At 61.9% G+C, this 18043-nt stretch carries 10 protein-coding genes; 9 read left to right on the top strand and 1 reads right to left on the bottom strand.

From position 1 onward, the window contains the following. Positions 1-85 precede the first annotated feature (85 nt). Positions 86-913, top strand: coding sequence for an alpha/beta hydrolase family protein (locus HAHE_RS00910; protein ID WP_338687720.1), 828 nt, complete (start codon positions 86-88; stop codon positions 911-913). A 29-nt stretch (positions 914-942) separates the two neighbouring features. Here the strand turns inward: HAHE_RS00910 and HAHE_RS00905 are convergent, their stop codons facing one another. Beyond that, positions 943-2403, bottom strand: a complete 1461-nt coding sequence (locus HAHE_RS00905; protein ID WP_338687717.1) for a prenyltransferase/squalene oxidase repeat-containing protein — start codon at positions 2401-2403, stop codon at positions 943-945. Positions 2404-2792: 389 nt separating this feature from the next. Here HAHE_RS00905 and HAHE_RS00900 point away from each other — a divergent pair, with 389 nt between their 5' ends. The 8 genes from HAHE_RS00900 to HAHE_RS00865 all read left to right on the top strand — a co-directional run bounded on the left by HAHE_RS00900 (position 2793) and on the right by HAHE_RS00865 (position 18039). Then, entirely contained in the window at positions 2793-3656 is an 864-nt protein-coding gene (locus HAHE_RS00900; protein WP_338687714.1) for a YdjY domain-containing protein, read from the top strand. A gap of 20 nt (positions 3657-3676) precedes the next feature. Next, positions 3677-6358 carry a c-type cytochrome gene (locus tag HAHE_RS00895; protein ID WP_338687711.1) on the top strand — a complete coding sequence of 894 codons (2682 nt, stop codon included), beginning with the start codon at positions 3677-3679 and terminating at the stop codon, positions 6356-6358. 40 nt (positions 6359-6398) lie between these two features. After that, positions 6399-7058, top strand: a complete 660-nt coding sequence (locus HAHE_RS00890; RefSeq protein ID WP_338687708.1) for a DUF1080 domain-containing protein — start codon at positions 6399-6401, stop codon at positions 7056-7058. Beyond that, positions 7055-8203: a cytochrome P450 gene (locus HAHE_RS00885; RefSeq protein ID WP_338687707.1), complete on the top strand. Its 1149-nt coding sequence runs from the start codon at positions 7055-7057 to the stop codon at positions 8201-8203. The genes HAHE_RS00890 and HAHE_RS00885 overlap by 4 nt, the downstream gene beginning before the upstream one ends. A gap of 150 nt (positions 8204-8353) precedes the next feature. Beyond that, entirely contained in the window at positions 8354-12091 is a 3738-nt protein-coding gene (locus HAHE_RS00880) for a hypothetical protein (RefSeq protein ID WP_338687706.1), read from the top strand. Positions 12092-12115: 24 nt separating this feature from the next. Beyond that, positions 12116-12832, top strand: coding sequence for a hypothetical protein (locus HAHE_RS00875; protein WP_338687705.1), 717 nt, complete (start codon positions 12116-12118; stop codon positions 12830-12832). A gap of 150 nt (positions 12833-12982) precedes the next feature. Further along, positions 12983-14605: an L-serine ammonia-lyase, iron-sulfur-dependent, subunit alpha gene (locus HAHE_RS00870; RefSeq protein ID WP_338687704.1), complete on the top strand. Its 1623-nt coding sequence runs from the start codon at positions 12983-12985 to the stop codon at positions 14603-14605. Continuing rightward, the gene (locus HAHE_RS00865) at positions 14602-18039 is read left to right on the top strand and encodes a DUF6797 domain-containing protein (RefSeq protein WP_338687703.1); all 3438 of its coding nucleotides are present in this window, start codon (positions 14602-14604) and stop codon (positions 18037-18039) included. The genes HAHE_RS00870 and HAHE_RS00865 overlap by 4 nt, the downstream gene beginning before the upstream one ends. The last annotated feature ends 4 nt before the right edge of the window (positions 18040-18043 follow it).

Raw genomic sequence — 18043 nt, 5'->3', positions numbered from 1 at the left:
GGCGTGGATCGGCGAGCGATAAACGCAAATGCGAGGGGTTGTGGGATTGTTGGCGGGCGTGGGGAAGGAGAACTTCAAACTTACGATGTTTCGCACGCTCTGTCACCTCGCCGCTCCGATCATTGCGTTTGCTTTCTCCCCGGTGGCCCATGCCGATGAGTCCACGCACCGGATCGAAGTAGGAACCAAGAAGCTGCCGATGGAAGGCGAGTCGATCCTCTTCGACGGACACGAGGCTTTCGTCATCGCTCCCGAAACCGCCGCGAAAGGAAAGCCATGGGTTTGGTATGCGCCGACCCTGCCCCGTCTACCCGGGAGCGCGGAGAATTGGCTCTTCGAGCGTTTCCTGAAAGCAGGCGTGGCGATCGCCGGGGTCGATGTGGGCGAATCGTATGGCAGTCCTGAGGGCAGGAAAATCTTCGAGGAGTTCCGGGTCTATCTCGTTTCGGAGAGGGGCTTCGCGGAGAAGCCATGCCTGCTCGCGAGAAGTCGTGGTGGCCTGATGCTCTACTCGTGGGCCACCGAGCATCCCGAGAAGGTCGCGGGTGTCGCCGGAATCTATCCGGTGTGCAACATCGCCAGCTATCCGGGTGTGGCGAAGGCCGCCGGGGCCTACGGGCTGTCACCGGAGGCGCTGGAGGCGGAGCTGGCCAAGCACAATCCGATCGATCGGCTGGAGCCGTTGGCGAAGGCCAAGGTTCCGATCCTGCACCTCCACGGAGACAAGGATCGCACGGTTCCGCTGGAGGCGAACTCGGGTGAGTTAGCGAAGCGCTATCGTGCGCTCGGTGGCCCGATCGAGCTCGAGGTCGTGAAGGAGGGAGGTCACGACATGTGGAAGGGCTGGTTCCAGTCCGAGAAGATGGCCGCCTTCGTGATCGAAAGGGCGAAGGCGGGGGTGGGGGAGGAGTGAGCGAGTCGCTCCCGTGCTTTGGCTGGGATTTACTTCACGCCCGCGCCGGTGGCCGGCAGGAAGCGGTAGTAGACCTCAAGCATGAAGGTGGCGAGGCAGGTGCTCATGTGCACGTTGACCGCGCCGTGCTTGATCTTGCGGCCCCGGTTCCATGATCCGTCAGCGCCTTGCTTCTCAAGCAGCGTGTCGCGGAACATGTCGTTATATTCCTTCCACGCGACACCGCCATAGTTGATCATGGCTTGGGCGTTGTAGTAGTGGTAGTAGAGATTCGACGAGTCATCGTTCCAATCGAACTTGGCCGACTCCTTGATATACTTGATGCCGGCCCGGGCTTCCTTCGACTTGCCCTCGTCCCACATCTGGAATGCCAGCACGCCGCCGCCGGTCAGGCCCGGACTTTGACCGGGATTGCCGCGGTAGCCGATCGCTCCATTGGAGCCCTGCACTTCCGAGAGCCAGTCGAGAGCCTTGCGTGAAACCTTTTTGAAGGCGCCGCTGTCCCATAGGCCGGTATGCTTGCACGCCTTGAGGGCCTGGATTTGCCAGAAGCCAACCGAGTTGTCGCCGCCGTTTCCGCCAGCGTAGCCGTAAACCCAGCCTCCGCGGTCGCCTTGGCCCTTGATAATCATATCGCCGGCTTTGCGGGTCACTTCACCGAGGTTCGGGATGTTGATCTTGAGCTGGTGGCAGAAGGTGTAGGCCTCGGCGAGCGCATAGGTGGCGATGCCGTGCTCGTAGACCCAATGGTGGCTCTTGACGTCGGCGGTTGCCAGACGGCCGTCGTTTTTCATGCCGAGGTCGACAAGGTAAATGATCGCGTCGGTGACGGTCTCGCCGAACTCTTCGGAGACCGGAGTCTCGCAGTGGCCGAGGAAGGCAAGCAGCGCGAAACCGGTCATCGCGCCCTTGTTGCTGCCGGTCCAGCTGCCGTCCTGGGCTTGGGTGGATTGGAGCCAGCGCAGGGCATTCACGACCGCCTCTTCGCATTGCTCGTTGCCGCCGTTCTCAAGCAGTCGCTGCATCCGGTCTTCCTTCGAGCAACGCTTACTCATGGTAGCCGGGATGTTGCCGAAGCCGCCACCGCCACCACCGTCGCCGCCGGAACCCCAGCCGTCGCCGAAATCATCGCCATTGCCGAAGTCGGTCGATGGCTCGGGCACGTCGATGTCCGGAACGGGAACCGCGGTCGGGGAAGTCGTGTTGGCGGCGATAACCTTCGCCATCGATGACGATGGGGCGGAAGGCTTCCGCTCCACGCTGTTGGTCATCTTTTTGGTCTCCAGCTCCTGGTTGTCATCCACCGAAGCCGAGTAGCTCACGATCGTGGGAGTCTCCTTGAGCAGGGGCGGGAGGAAAATGAAGGCGAGCACCAAGCCGATGAGGACGATCAGCAGCAGGGAGATGGCGATCGACGAGATCGTGGAGGCGCGACGCTGGGCGGCCAGCCGGGCGCGGGCTTCGGGGCTGAGTTGGGCGTGAAGGCTCATGAGGGAACGGGAATCGGAACGCGCCGGGGTTTGAGAACGGGGAAGCGCGATCCTATGAGTGGGACGATTTGGCTGCTCAACATCTTAGGCCGCAAGGCTGCACACCGCAACTGGCGCAAATGAACGGCAGGAATTCGCGAAAAAGGGGGGATTTGTGCGTCGGTAACGGTGGCTGGCGTGGGGGGCGGATTCTTGCCGCGCGGAATGCTCGGCGGAGCTGCGACCAGGGTAGCGCTCCGGTCTTCGGCAATCCGCGAGTGAAATGCGGGAATAAGCGTTTCAAATATCTCGCTGGAAGTAAGTTGGCGGCACGACCTTGCGTTCGGTAGGCTCCGGGGAATCGGAAGATGGCGGAGTCCATCACCGAGCCCCATAGATTCCCGATCCTGATGATTTTCGAACTCCTCTTGCGGAAGCAGCCGGCCGGCCCGTTCCGGTCCATCGTCAGGTTCGTCTCAACGCTCGCTGTGGGGCTCACGGTTTCAATTGGCTGGATCGCCGCCGAAGAGACCGAGCCGCGAACCAAGGATGCCGGGGATGCCGCCAAGGCGGCGAAGGAACTGAAGCTTCCCGGATTGGAGATCGATGTGGCGGGGCGGCAGGTCGATGTCGATGCGACGGTCTGCCTGCGCGAAGGCTTCCTCGAGCTCCTTGCCTGTACCAAGCAGACGAAGGAACACGAATCGATTGTCGCGGTGGAAGCGAAGCCGTCGCACATCCACGCCGCCCTGCTCCTCCTTGGTGCGAAGCCCGGCAACCCGGCGATCCAGAAGCGGGTCGGTGGCATCGACGGCCACTGGGTGGACATTGCTCCACGGGGACAGGAGATCGAGGTGTATCTTGTCTTCAAGGATGAGAAGGGAGAGATGAAGGAGCACCCGGTGAACGAGTTCATCAGCCGTGGTCCGGAGGATGTGGTCGACGACGGAGGCGAGGGTGCTGAGCAGGTCAAGTTCCCGACCCACAGCTTTCTCTTTGCCGGATCCCATCTCTACAAGGAGGGCGACGCGCCGCCTCAGTATCTCTGCGACCAGAGCGGCAATGTGATCTCCATTTCAACCTTCGGTGACGAGCTCCTCTGCCTCCCGGGAGTCCACGCCAAGGACAACGGTTCGTTGGTCTGGGAAGTTGACCCGACCCATCTGCCTCCGCTGGACACCAAGGTGATTCTCCGGCTCAAGCCGAAGTTCGAGGAGGAGGCCGAAGAGAAGGCGCCGGATGCGGAGACGCCGGAGGCGGCTGAAGGTGAATGAATCAATCAAGGATGGATCGAATGATGAAACTCGCAGGTTGGATGATGGCTCCGGTGCTGGGTGCCGGTTGGGCGATGGCGCAGCACGAGGAAGTGGATGCGGTCGCCGAAGGCAAGAAGGTGTTCGAATCCGTCGGGTGCGCGGAATGCCACACCGTCGAGAAGGGTGACCTCTCTCTGAAATCCGGTCCGAATCTCTACGGGCTCTTTCTCAGCGAACCGCGGGATCGCGAGGTGGTTGTCGGTGGCAAGAAGACGACGGTGAAGGCGGACAAGGCCTACTTCGACAACTCGCTGCGGAAGTCGTGGGATGCGCTCGCGATTTCGGAGAAGGGACCGACCAAAGGTACCACCTACCAACCGCTGATGCCGATGTATGTCGAGGAGCTGATCTCCAAGGATGATGGCGAGGCGCTCTGGCATTATCTGAGGACGCTCGCTGACAAGGGTCAGTCGGGCCCGGCCAAGGTGATGGTCAAAAGGAAGAAAGCTCCCGAGCCGACCGACATCCTGAAGATTCCCGGCGAGGAGGTCGTGGCCGACCGGATCCGGGTGATGCGCGCGCCGCTCAAGGGCACCAGCGCCCGGGCACTGCATGTCGGGCAGCCGAACGGAATGAGTTACACTTTCGATCCGCGGATGCTGTCGGTCCGGCGGGTCTGGACGGGCGGCTATCTGAATCTCAAGGAGGAACGGACCAACCGGGGTCGCGGGCTTTCGTCCGAGGGTTGGAAGGCGCAGACCTATCTTGAAGGGCCGGCGGTCCTCGCACCGCTGTCGAAGGACGGCAAGGTGATCGATTTCGAGTTCAAGGAGCCGGACGCACACGACTACGAGGCCATCGAGCGCTTGCTGTGGGACGGGCTGGAGTTCGCCGACAAATTGGCGGCAATTGATGCCGAGTTTCTCGGTCACCAACTCGACCCGGCAACCGGTCAGCCAACCTTCGAGTTCCGGGTGGGATCAAACGTGATTTCCGAAGCGGTCTCGATCAGCGATGCCGGCCAGGTGGCGATCTCGCTCGGTGGTGATCTGAAGACGGAGCAGAGTTTCAATGTGGGTGACAGCGGCCTGTCGTCGATCACGGTGGAAGGTGGTGCCCTTGAGGACGGAGTGTGGGTGTTGCCCGCCGGAGGCAAGGGGCCGTTCGTGCTGACCGGTCAACTGCCGGGCGGCATCGTGGCTCGCGAGACCGCCGATCGGAAAGAGGACTGGTCGCCGCAGTCGCTGGTGATCGAGCCGGCCAAGAAGGCGCGGCGCCCGCTCGAACTGCCTGCCGGTTACACGCTGAAGGATTGGATCTCGCCGCTCGACCTGCTCGGTCGGGAACAATTGTTCGAGCCAACCGGTATCGCGGTGGCGAAGGACGGCACGATCGTGCTCGCGACGCGCGCCGCCGGGGTGTGGCGGATCCGCGACGGCAAGTGGTCGCTCTTCGCCGAAGGCATCTATGAGGCGCTCGGGGTCGTCATCGAGGACGACAAGGGTGATGTGATCGTGATCGCGCAGAAGCCGGAGTTGACGCGCATCAGTGATGCCGATGGCGACGGTCGGGCCGAGTCGTTCGAGACCGTCTGCGATGACTACGGCTTCCATGGTAATTATCACGAATACACGCATGGTCCCGTCTGCGATGCCGACGGCAACTACTACTTCCTGCTGAATCTGTCGCACGACCACGACGCGCCGCGCGTGTCCTGGCGGGCCGGCGGCAAGTTCATGGGATCGATGGGCGGCTACCGCGGTTGGGCATGCCGGGTGACGCCTGAAGGGAAGTTCGAGACCTACGCGATGGGCTTGCGTAGCCCGGCGGGGATCGGTGTCGCGCCCGACGGCCGCATCTGGTATGCCGAGAATCAGGGTGAATACGTCGGATCCTCGAAGGTCGTCCCGCTCGAAAAGGGCAAGTTCTACGGGCACATTTCCGGCCTGATCGACTTGCCGGGCATGAAGCCTGAGGCGGAGGGTCTCGATTACGATTCCTGGAAGGACAAGCTGCGGAAGGGAGCGGTTTGGCTGCCTCACGGCAAGATGGCCAATTCTCCGGGAAGCCCGGCGTGGGATCTGACCGATGGCAAGTTCGGTCCGTTCGGTGGGCAGATGTTCATTGGCGATCAGACGCTCTCGCAGCTGATGCGGGTGGTGACGGAGCAGGTCGACGGTCAGGATCAGGGTTGCGTGATTCCGTTCGGAAAGGGTCTCGCTTCGGGTCTGATGCGTCCGGTTTTCCTTCCCGACGGCAGCCTGATCATCGGCCAGACCGGCCGTGGCTGGGGTGCGCGTGGCGGTCAACAGGCAGCCTTGCAGCAGGTCGTCTACGACGGGAAGACGCTTCCTGCGGACATCGAAGCGATCCACTCGGCGCCGACCGGTTTGAAGGTTTCGTTCACGCGGCCGCTCGGCGCGGGCGTGTCGGAAGAGGATCTGACGAAGGCGCTGAAGGCGGAGTCTTGGTTCTACACAAACCTGCCGGACTACGGATCTCCGGAACGCGACAAGCGCAGTGAGAAGATCACCGGTGTCGCCCTTTCGGATGACCGCAAGTCGCTCGTGATTTCCTTCGAAGGATTCGGTGAAGGCGACAAGTGGGTCGACCGGAACTACCATGTCCAGCTTGCGGGCGCCGACTCGCTTTTCGGGGATCCCCCCGCGTGGAAATCGCTCGAGGGATACTTTACTTTGCGCGCCATCCCCGGCGAATGACATTACCCATCCGACCATCCCAATGAAGCCGCAGCAAATCATGAGAAGCCGAAGCCTGCTCCGCCTGCTTTCCGTTGCAGTTGCCGGCCTTGCCGCAGTCGTGCCTGCCGCGCTTTCCGAAGAGGAAGAGACCGGTGGATTCGTCGAGATGTTCAACGGCAAGGATCTGACCGGTTGGAAGACCACCGGGAGCTGGATGATCGAGGAAGGGAATATCCTGACTCTCAAGCCTCGTCCGGGCGAGACCGGATGGAAGCGCTTCGGCGACTACATCATGACCGAGCGGAAGTACGGCGACTTCGTGCTCGAGCTCGATTTCAAGTTCGAGAACACCGGGAATTCCGGAGTGTTCATGAGGGTCGCCGACCCGATGAGCCCGGTCGATACCGGCTTCGAGGTCCAGATTCTCGACACCTTCGGCAAGGAGAATGTCGGACACCATGACTGCGGCGGAGTGATCAAGACGCAGGGGCCATCCAAGAACATGGTCAAGCCGGCGGGGGAGTGGAACCATTACCGGATTTCCCTGATCGGCAGCCAGCTCGACGTCGAACTCAACGGCGAGGCCATCATCGATCTCGACCTCAGCAAAACCGGCCTCAAGGACCGGCCCGCCGAGGGCTTCATCGGCTTCCAGGACGAGGCCAAGCGGGTCTGGTATCGCAACGTCCGCATCAAGGAGATCAAGAAGGCGGAATGAACTCTTTCTGCCCCCACGATCCGTTCCGGTCGCTGCGCGAGTCGGACGGCGTGATGGCGAACGACTTCGACGGCGAGAGGATTCCGATGATCCTCCGCCATGCCGACCTGAGGGAAGCGGCGAAGGACTGGGAGATCTTCAGCTCGGATGCGCCTTTCCGCGTGCCGATTCCCTCGGAAGAAGACATGCGCCGCATGCGGCAGCTTCCGATTGAGACGGATCCGCCGGATCACGCCGACTACCGGGCCATCGTCGAGCCGTTCTTCCGTCGGGCGCTGAAGCCGGAAGTTGCCGATCCCGTGCGCAAGCTGATCGGCGGCTTTATCGATCGAGCGCTGGATCGCGAGAGTATCGAGATCGTCCATGACTTCGCATTGCCGATCCAATCGCAGGCGCTGACCCATCTGCTCAACGTGCCGGAGAGCGAGGCGGATATCTGGATCGGGTGGGGCACTCACGTTTTCCGCGAAGGGGATGGGGGAAAGAAGGGACAGGTGCTGGAGGACTACATCTCCGGCCAGTTCGATCGGGCAGAGGAAGAGCCAGGAGAGGATTTCTTCAGCGCGCTCACGCAGGCAACCTTCCGGGGGCGGAGGCTGACCCGTGAAGAGATGATGGGCTACGCCAACCTCGCCTTTGCCGGAGGGCGCGACACGATCATCAACTCGATCGCCGGAATCGTCGCTTATTTTGGCGATCATCCCGAGGCACTCGGGCAGTTGCGCGGGGAGCCGAAGAAAATCGTGCTGGCGGTCGAGGAGTTCGTTCGGGTGATGACGCCGTTGACCCACATCGGCCGTGTGTGTCCGGTCGGGACGAATGTCCACGGTGAGGAGGTCGCCGCGGGTCATCGGGTCGCCTTGTGCTGGGCGTCCGCGAATTTCGACAGCGAGGTTTTCGAATCACCGCATGAGGTTCAACTCGATCGCAAACCGAACCCGCATGTTGCCTACGGTGTTGGCAACCATTTCTGCCTCGGAGCGTTTCATGCGCGGCTGGTGCTGCGGTCGCTGGTTGCCGCATTGTGTGACCGGGTCACCGCGATCGACGTCCTGGAGGCGATGCCCAAAATCGAAAGGGAAGCCGAATACGAACGGCGGAACGGATACGAGTCGCTCAAGGTGCGGATGCTGGCGGTGATGTGACTTTGCCGAGTCCGGCGAGTGCGGTTAACCTGACCCTAAAGGGGTATGGTGGCGTATTTGAGCGTCTGAAATACGCATATTGGTGGCGGATTGGGTCCCATGGCGTAACCCTTCGGTTTACTTAGGGAGTAGTCGTGGGAAATTTTCGCCGTGAGACGAACCAAGGAACGTTTCCTGCGCCGTTTGACTCTTCGGGGCCCTCGCGGGTTCGCGTTGATCGTCACGGTTTCGTTGATGCTGCTTCTGTCGCTGCTGGTGGTCGGAATGCTGTCGCTTTCGGTCGTCACGCTGCGCTCGTCGTCCTCCGCCCAGAACATGGCAGAGGCAAAAGCAAATGCGCGGATGGCGCTGTCGATCGCGATCGGTCAATTGCAGCGGGAGATGGGGCCCGACATGCGCGTGAGTGCCGAGTCGGCCCTGCTCGACTCGAATGAGGAGACCGAGGAGATCGAAGGGGTTTCGCAGTCCCGTTGGCTCGCGAGCTACGATTCATGGGGCGGCTGGCTGAACGACACTTACTCGCCGCCAGACGGATCGGGATCGCTCACCATTCAGGATACCTACGCCAAGGGCCGCGAACCGATGTTCCGACGCTGGTTGCTGTCGCTTCCCAATGACATGGCGGAAGATGCCGACGCTCCCCTGGCGGCCGGCAGTTTGGATCCCGATGAGTCGGTGATTATGGTTGGTGCCGGCAGCCTTGGGGACCGGGCGGACACGGAGCCTGACCGGGTGACCCGGGCCTATCTCGTTCCGGTAGGAGATACCGGCCGCCAGGCATGGTGGATCGGTCCCGAGAATCACAAGGCGAAGGTCAACCTCGCCCATCGGCCCCGCGACCTGAGTGCCGATGGATGGGAAGTCGCTCATGGCGGCACGGCCGAGGTGGGTGTCGGCGCCCTGCCCGGGTTTGAGGCACTTGATGACGAGCCCGGCCTTTCCGACAAGCTGGTGTCCACCCAGACGATGATTCCCGCTTCTGTCGGCGAAGACGAGGTGAAGGAGAGCTTCTTCGATCTCACCGCGCACAGCGAGGGGGTTTTGGCCAGTGTGAGGACGGGCCATCTCAAGAAAGATCTCAGCCTGTTGTTCGAGCAGGACGCTTCACGCTTGCCCGAACCTTACCGCTTCAACTCGCGCTCGGATGTCCAGGAGCCTTCGATCCGGCCGATGAGCGAGGAGCTGGCGGCCAAGGAGGCCGTGATTCCCAACCGCCACTTCCAGTCGTGGACCAACATGCGGCACTTCTACCGAATGTACCGCGATTCGAGTGATGCTACCCCGACAGAACAGGGCGTTGCCGGATCGCTGCAGTGGTCAAGGGCCAAGCCCTCCACCGACTACGCGACATCGACGTCGATGCAGCAGACGAATCCGCGGTGGGACGGATCGAACCACTATTGGCGGGCGCCGGTCTTGGCGAAGCTCACCTTGGTCTACAGCCTGGTGGCCAAGCCGGCTGAGAGAGGGAAGTATTATTGCCGCCAGTACTACAGTCCCGTCTTCACGTTCTGGAATCCCTACAACACCCAGATGGTCGTGCCGTCCGGCCAGATGACGATTTCGTGCAAGGCCTACCGGATGTGGCCCACCAACATGGCCTTCCATCTGAACGGACAGTTCAAGGCCAAGAACGGATATGCCGAAGCCAAGAACTTCACGGGCCGGCTGAAGAGTTCGGGTCGTGGTGACATCGTTTTCGAACCTGGTGAATTGAAGGTCTTTTCCATGCGGTCCACGATCGACAGCTCCACGGGAGGCGGGCTTGAGGTCGACCTCGTCCCGGGATTCGACCCGAGCGTGGTTGCGGGCGACGAGCGCACGTGGACCGTCGGTAGCGGGAACAACAAGACCACCACATTCTCTCCGTCCGAGAAACCGGGGGTCTCCTACGAGTTCTCCTGCGCCCAGTGGGGTGGAGGAGTGAATGTCGGAAACACTCCGGGCGCGATGTTCCTTGAGTCGTCGCTGTCGGGTGGATCGGGCAAGTTGCCCATGACGTATTCGAACGACTGGCTCCAGCGCAGTCCCCACCGGAGGGATCAGACCAACACCCCGATCACCCCTCCCGGTGAGAGCAACCTCGCGTTGTGGGAGTTCGATGGCTTCCCGAAGATCGTGGCTTACACGCAAATGGCGATCAAGGGGGTGTTCGAGTTCGATTACCCCAGCATCGATTGGGAAAGGGATTGGCGTTGCCGGAACTGGATCCAGGCGCCGCCGTTCTATTTCGGAAGCGGGATGTACATGTCCCTCGACGACTCGATCGCCCACACGCAGCGGGTGGACTGCCCGTACATCGTGAACTTCGGCCCCACCACGACTTTCGGGATCAGCAAGATCATCGGGCAGATCGGCGACAAGGCGTTCCTCGGTTCCGGGGCGCCGGCCTACGAGCAGGTAACCTCGGCAGCGCTTCTGGAACTGCCTACCGCACCGGTCGGCAGTCTCGCGGGCTTCGCCGGCATGCGGATCAACCCCGGCTGGGTGCGTCCCAACCAGTATCTGAAGCGCGGCCTGAGCGCCTCGGATCCACTCCAGCTCAAGCCCCAGCAGTTCACCGGAAACGGCAGCAGTGTGGCGAAGTGCTCGCTCTACTCGTCCGAAAGCAAGCGCGTCGCCTACCAGAGCGGCGTCACCGGCCCGGGCATCGGCAATTCCTTCATGCATCCGATGCTGCCGAGGTCGGATGTCTACCGGTTCATCAACAACTCGGTGAGCCGGGATGTCATCGACCGGACCAATCCTGACGTGACCGAAGAGGTCGATACCCAGGCCTACTGCGACTACTGGGATCATGTCTTTCTTCTCAATGACGCGCTGTGGGACGACTACTTCGTGTCGTCGCTGGCTGATCAGAACCGCCCCGGGGCCAGCTCGGCGCTCAGTCTGAAGGAAAACATCGGCCGCCTGGTTGCCAATGAAGAGATCGGCAACTCCCGATACCGCTACAACGACGGCGGGAAGACCGCTGCTGAAGTCGAAACCGAACTTCAGGCCGCGGATGGCTATCTCAAGGCTGCCGAACATCTCGTGGTCGACGGCATGTTCAACGTCAACAGCACTTCCGTCGATGCATGGCACGCCGTGTTCGCCGGCATCCGCGAGCGGAAGGCGGTCTATCGTGACCGCTCGGGACAACTTGGAGAGATCGAGGCGCCAGATGGCCATATCGTCGTGACCCGCTTCAACACGGAAGTCTCCGACAAGGAGATGGACGATGCCGGGCGGGGCGTTGTGATGCCCGATGGATCGAGCGGCTGGTCCGGCGTCCGTTTCCTCGATGACGAGCAACTCAGGAAGCTGGCCGAGGAGTGCGTCAAGCAGGTGAAGCAGCGTGGCCCGTTCCTCAACTTCTCGGAGTTCATCAACCGCCGTTTGTCCAATGATGAACTCGGCCTGATGGGGGCGCTGCAGAGCGCTATCGACTACGACGACGATTCACCCGAATCGTCTTCCATCAACTACCGGTTCAAGAACTCTCCGGCGTTGATGATCTCGGCCTCGGATGTCGGAAGGAGCAGTTTCAGCACTCCTCAGGCGATCGAGGGATCGCGCCTGGCCGGCGTTCCCGGCTACGTGATCCAGTCCGACCTGCTCAAGCCGATCGCCAACACGCTGTCGGTCCGCGACGACACCTTCCGCATCCGTGCTTATGGCGAGGCGCTCGATTCCGATGGCAGCGTCGCCGCACGTGCGTGGTGCGAGGCCATTGTCCAGCGTGTGCCCGAATACGCCGATCCCACCAATGACGCCTCCGAGCCAGTCCGTTTGATGAGCACCGATGGTGCCTTCAGGGACAATGACGCGCTCTCGGACACCAACCGCAAATATGGACGGAAGTTCGTGATTGAAGGATTCCGTTGGCTCCATCCGGATGAAGTCTGAGCCGGTCCGGCCCCCGCATTCCCTATGAAAATTCCGCTATTGTCCCTCGTTCTCTCTCTCGGAACCGCTGTCGGCCTTGTTGCACAGGAGGCCGAGACCGGCAGTGAAGAACGCGCTCCACGGGGCCGGGTGGCGTCGTTTGTCTTCACCAGTTTGCCCGAGGGGTTCGAGAACCCGGTGACCGTTCTGGCCGGCAAGGAAGTGAGCGAGGTGCTGCTCTCGAAGTTCTCTCCCAGCGACTCCGTAAAGGTTCCGGCCGACGGCATTCTGCGCATTGTCCGCCAAGTGGAGAATGCCGCGGCTGCGGAGACTCCCCAGTATCAGACACTCGCCCAAGCCAGCGTCCCCGAGTCCGTCTCCAAAGCTGTGGTGATCCTCATGCCCATGGCGGAGAATCCACAAGGTCTGCTGTTCAAGACCCAGGTGCTGGACCTCGACGCCTACAAGGGCGGTGAGAGCATGTTCCTGAACATGACCAACTTCAGGATCGGGATCGAATTGGGGAAATCGAAGTTCGTGGTCGAGCCCGGAAAGCTCAGGAGCCATAACCCGCTCGGATCCGAGAGATCGGCCAGCCTGCCGATCCGGCTCAGCTATTTCCATCCGACTAGGGAGGAATGGTCCATGATCACCGCCTCGACCGTAGCGCTCTACTCCACCCGCCGCGAATTGTGCATCTTCAATTGGGATGCGAATTTCAACCGGGTGGACTATGAGAGCCTGACCCTGCCTTCTCTGTAGGCTGGCCGTCCGCGAGTTCGCGCGCCCGCAGGCGCCGGAGAACCGGAAATTGGAGGATCTTGGCCGCAAACTGCATTAAGATTCTCGTTGGATCGGCGGTAAACCGCTAGGATCCTGTGCTTCTCCCCGAACACCAGCAACTGTCTTCAAATGTCCCTTCCTCCGAGTATTTTCAATGACGTGCTCGGTCCCGTGATGCGGGGTCCGAGCAGTTCGCACAGTGCCGCGGCGAACCGGATCGGTCGCCTGGCGCGCGACCTTCTGGGTGAGCCGTTGCGGAAGGTGATTGTCCGCTACGATCCGAACGGGTCTTTGGTGACGACCCACCGTGACCAGGGGACCGATCTCGGGCTCTACAGCGGGTTGCTCGGCTGGCCGCCCGAAGACGAACGCCTGCCAACCTACCCCGAGGCCCTTGATGCGGCGGGGATCGAGGTCGATGTCCGTTATGAGTCGTTCGACGCGCCCCATCCGAATTTCTACCGGCTGGAACTGATCGGTGAGAGCGGCCGGGTCGATCATCTCGACGCGATCTCGACCGGTGGAGGAATGATCGAACTGGTGGCGATCGATCGAATCCCGTTGGCCGGGGCAGGCGACCTGGATCTGACCTTGCTGTGGCTCGCCGGCGAACCGGAAGCCGCGGCTTGGGAGTCGCATCCCGCTTCCCGGGAAGCGGAGAAGGTGGAATGGCACTCCGGTCCGGACGGAGGGCTTCTGGTTCTCCGCAGTCGTGATGATCTCCCTGACATCGATGGTCTAGCCGAAGCGCTCGGAGCCAGCAGGGTCCGCGTGCTCAAGGCGGTGCTGCCCATCCTTTCGCGGAAGAACCTCGAAGTGCCGTTTGAGACCTGTGCCGCGATGCGCGCGATCGACGGTTTCTCCGGCGGGGACATAGCCAGTTTTGCGATCCGCTATGAAGCGGCCCGCGGCGGGGTGGACGAGTCCGAAGCAGTCGACCGGATGCGGCTCATTTCCGAAGTCATGCGCAACGCGGTGAAGACCGGGCTTTCGGGTACCGAGTATGCCGACCGGATCCTTCCATCGCAGTCGCCGGGCTTCACAAAGGCCGAGGAGGAAGGCCGGTTGGTGCCGGCCGACGTCAACAACCGGATCATCCGCTACGTCTCCGCCATCATGGAGGTGAAGTCTTCGATGGGGGTAATCGTCGCGGCGCCCACCGCGGGATCCTGCGGCGCGATGCCCGGAGCGGTTCTTGCCGTGGCGGATGCGGTCGGCGCCGACGAGGAGAAGGTGCTCCGCGCGCTCTTCATCGCCGGGCTCATCGGCGTGTTCATCGCGCGCGACGCGACCTTTGCCGCCGAGGAGGGCGGCTGCATGGCGGAATGCGGATCGGGTTCGGCCATGGCCGCGGCCGCGATGGTCTATCTCGCCGGGGGTGACTCGGAGACATCGATCGCCGCCGCCTCGCTGGCCCTTCAGAACAGCCTCGGCATGATTTGCGATCCGGTGGCGAACCGGGTCGAAGCGCCGTGCCTCGGTCGCAACGTGATGGCCGCGACCAATGCGCTCGCCTGCGCGAACATGGCGCTCGCAGGCTATCAGCATCTGGTGCCGCTCGATGAAGTGATTCTGGCGATGAACTCGGTGGCCCACGCAATGCCTCGCGAGCACTGCTGCACCGCGCTCGGCGGGCTCTCGGTAAGTCCGACCTCGAAGCGCATTGCCGGCGAACTCGCTTCCGGCGGATGCAAGGGGTGCGGGAAGGCCGCGCCCGCCGTTGAACCGATGGCCTCCGCTTCCGCCGAATGAAACTCGTAGCCTTTTCCATCGCCGGTTCGGCGATTCTTGCCGTTCCGGCGTTTGCCGAGGAGAAACCACCCGCGACCTCGGTCCCGCTCGAGAACACGCTGTTGTCGGTGTTTTCGGAATTCCGCGCGCCGGGCAAAGTGACATCGGAGGAGGCGTTCGCCAACTTCCGGCTCGTCCTCCGCTACGATGCCAAGGAAGGCGCGGACGCACGTTTGCAATTCGGGGAAGATGAGGTGGTCGATCTGCCCGCCGGTAGCGGCCAAACAGTCGATGTCGCCTTTGAGCATATCCCCGGTGCGCCGGCCCGGATGAGGGTTTGGCAGAACGGGAAGATGGTCTCCGGAGAGACAGGCGCCGGATCCGGGTCACCCTCGACCGTGGTGGATGCGAAGACCTCATCGGAGGAACTCCGGTTCGATCGTGACTTCACGGCGATGGTTCGGTTCCGGACCGAGGGAAGCGGTGGCACCCTGATCGCGAAGGCGATGCCCGAAGGAAAGTGGGTGGCGGATGCCAAGGCTCTGTTCATCAAGGGCGATCGACTCACCTACGACCTCGGGTGGAAGGGTGCCGTCCGTGGAAAGCGGAAGCTAAGTGCGGACAAGGAGCACGTCGCCGTCCTCGTCTCCGACGGGGGGGCGCTGAAGATCTTTGTCGACGGTCGCCTCGATGCCTCCAAGCCGGACTTTACCGCTCCCGATCCCGACAAGTCGGTGATGAAGATCGGTGAGGCGGCTTCGGATTTCGGGGGCGCCTTCGGCGGTTCCATCTCGACAGTGCGTTTCTGGCGTCGTGCCCTCGACGAAAAGGAGATCGCCAGTCTTTCGAATGGCAACGAGGCGTCGGTGAACACTCCTGACTTCAACTGGAGTCCGGGGTCCGACGGAGGAGGTGAGCTTGTTGAATTCGGTGCGGTGCCCGGCTATGCGGTTCGACCGATCCTTGAGGCGGGCGACGGATTCGTTTTGCGGGAGGCTTTTGTCCAGCCATTGGCGATGTCCGATCATGCCGGGTTTGTGGCCGGATGGGACGAGGCGAGCCTCAAGCGGGGCGGCGAGATCTACAACCAGCTGTGTGTGACCTGTCACGGCACGCTCGAGGCGGCGGGTTCGTTGCCGACCGCCCCAAGGTTCCATCTGAACGACCTTCACAATGGCACGGACCCGTATCGGATGCTTCAGACGCTTGAGAAGGGATACGGGCAGATGGTGCCGCAGCCGCAGTACACGACGGCGCAGAAGTACGACGTCATTCACTACCTGCGTGAGACCTTCCTGAAGGATCGGAACGCGGATCAGTTCGTTTCCGTTGATGAAGCCTACCTCGCCAAGCTTCCCCGCGGCATGAGCCTGCGGAAGGAAAAGCAGGCGGAGAAAAAGCTGCCGCAGTATCTCCTGCAGGATTTCGGGAACGTCCTCCAGTGGACCTTGCAGGTCGAGCCCGACAACATCGCCCAGAAGGGCATCGTGGTGCGCGTCGATGACGGACCGGGCGGGGTGTCGAAGGGGCGTGCGTGGATGCTCTACGACCACGACACGATGCGTCTCGCCGCATGCTGGACCGGCGACAGGTTCGTGGACTGGAAGGGAATCGCGTTCGACGGCTCCCACGGCACGCATACCAGCATTGTCGGCGAAAAGCAGTTTGTGTTCCCCAACGAACCGATGTGGGCGAATCCGGAAACGGGCGACTATGCGGATCTACGAATCACCGGACGCGACGGAGTGCGCTATGGACCGCTACCGACGGAGTGGGTGCGCCTGAAGGGAATCGAGATTCACGGAGATCAGCCGCTCTTGCGCTACACCGTGGGGGAGACCGAGGTCCGCGAGCGTCCGAGATTGTCCGACGATGGTGCCTTCGAGCGCTGGATCGAATGCGGGCCCGGGAAGAAGCTTTTGAAGCTGCGCATCGATGCCGAGCAGGAGCATGTCGTCGAGCCGCGAGAGAAACCTGTGGCATTCGGGATTCGCTACAGCGAAGGAAAGGCGGAGGTCTTCTTCGATTCCGAAGAATCGCTGTTCAAGGAGAAGGCGGTGGCGAAACGCTTCGAAGGCCGGGTGACGACGCTGATGGAACCCGGCAAACCGGAAGGGGCTTGGGCGGTCGATGTCATCAGTCTTCCGGAGCCGGACAAGAACCCGTGGCAATCGTGGATGCGGGCAAGCGGATTCGATTTCTTCGAAGGTGGGAAGAGCGCCGCGGTCTGCACTTGGAATGGCGACGTCTGGATCGTGGACGGAATCGATCAGGCCGAGGGCGAACTCACGTGGCAGCGGATTTGTTCGGGGCTGTTCCAGCCGCTCGGACTGAAGATCGTGGATGGCGAGATTTACGTCGGCTGCCGGGACATGATCGCGATCCTGCGCGATCTGAACGGGGATCGTGAAACCGACTACATCGAGAACTTCAACAGCGATCATCAGGTCACCGAGCACTTCCATGAATTCGCCATGGGGCTGCAGACGGATGATGACGGCAACTTCTACTACGCGAAGTCAGCCCGTCACGCGAAGACTCCGGTGGTGCCCCACCACGGGACCTTGCTGAAGGTCAGCGCCGACGGGTCTGAGACCTCGATCCTCGCCACCGGCTTCCGGGCGGCGAACGGGGTGTGTCTCAATCCGGATGGCAGTTTCATGGTCACCGACCAGGAAGGGCACTGGAATCCGAAGAACCGGATCAACTGGGTCGACGGGACCGGAGCGGGCGAGTTCTACGGCAACATGTGGGGCTACCACGACGTGACCGACGAATCCGACTCGGCGATGCGTCAACCGCTTTGCTGGATCACCAACGCCTTCGACCGGTCTCCGGCGGAGCTGCTCTGGGTGCCGGAGGATTCGGCGTGGAAGCCGCTGCATGGTTCGTTGCTCAATCTCTCCTATGGAGCCGGGAAGATCTACACCGTCCCGTTCGAGAAAGTGGGAGGTTCGGTTCAGGGCGGCATGTGTGCTTTTCCGATCGAGCCGTTCCCGACTGGCGTGATGCGCGGCCGTTTCAGTCCGAAGGACGGGCAGCTCTACGCCTGCGGGATGTTTGCCTGGGCAGGCAACCGTCATCAGCCCGGCGGGTTCTACCGGATCCGCTACACGGGTGGGCCGGCGTATCAGCCGGTCGGTCTGACCACCGACCCGGCAACCGTGACGATCACGTTCACCGATCCCCTCGACCGTGAGTCGAGCGAGGATTCCTCGTCGTGGGTGCTACGCGCATGGGATCTCAAACGCTCGAAGCAATATGGCTCGAAGCACTACAACGAGCGGACTTTGGCGGTCGAAAAGGCGTCTCTATCGGACGACGGCAAGACTGTCACCCTCACTGTGCCCGATCTGGCTCCGACCTGGGGGATGTCGATCGACATGTCGCTGAAAGGGGCCGACGGCACCGAGGTGAAGCGTCTGCTTCACAATTCGATTTTCGACCTCGAATGACGCG

The organism is Haloferula helveola (assembly GCF_037076345.1).
Classification (GTDB): Bacteria; Verrucomicrobiota; Verrucomicrobiia; order Verrucomicrobiales; family Akkermansiaceae; genus Haloferula; species Haloferula helveola.
Note: the sequence above shows the minus strand (reverse complement) of the source record. Positions and strands in the feature narration are given on the sequence as shown.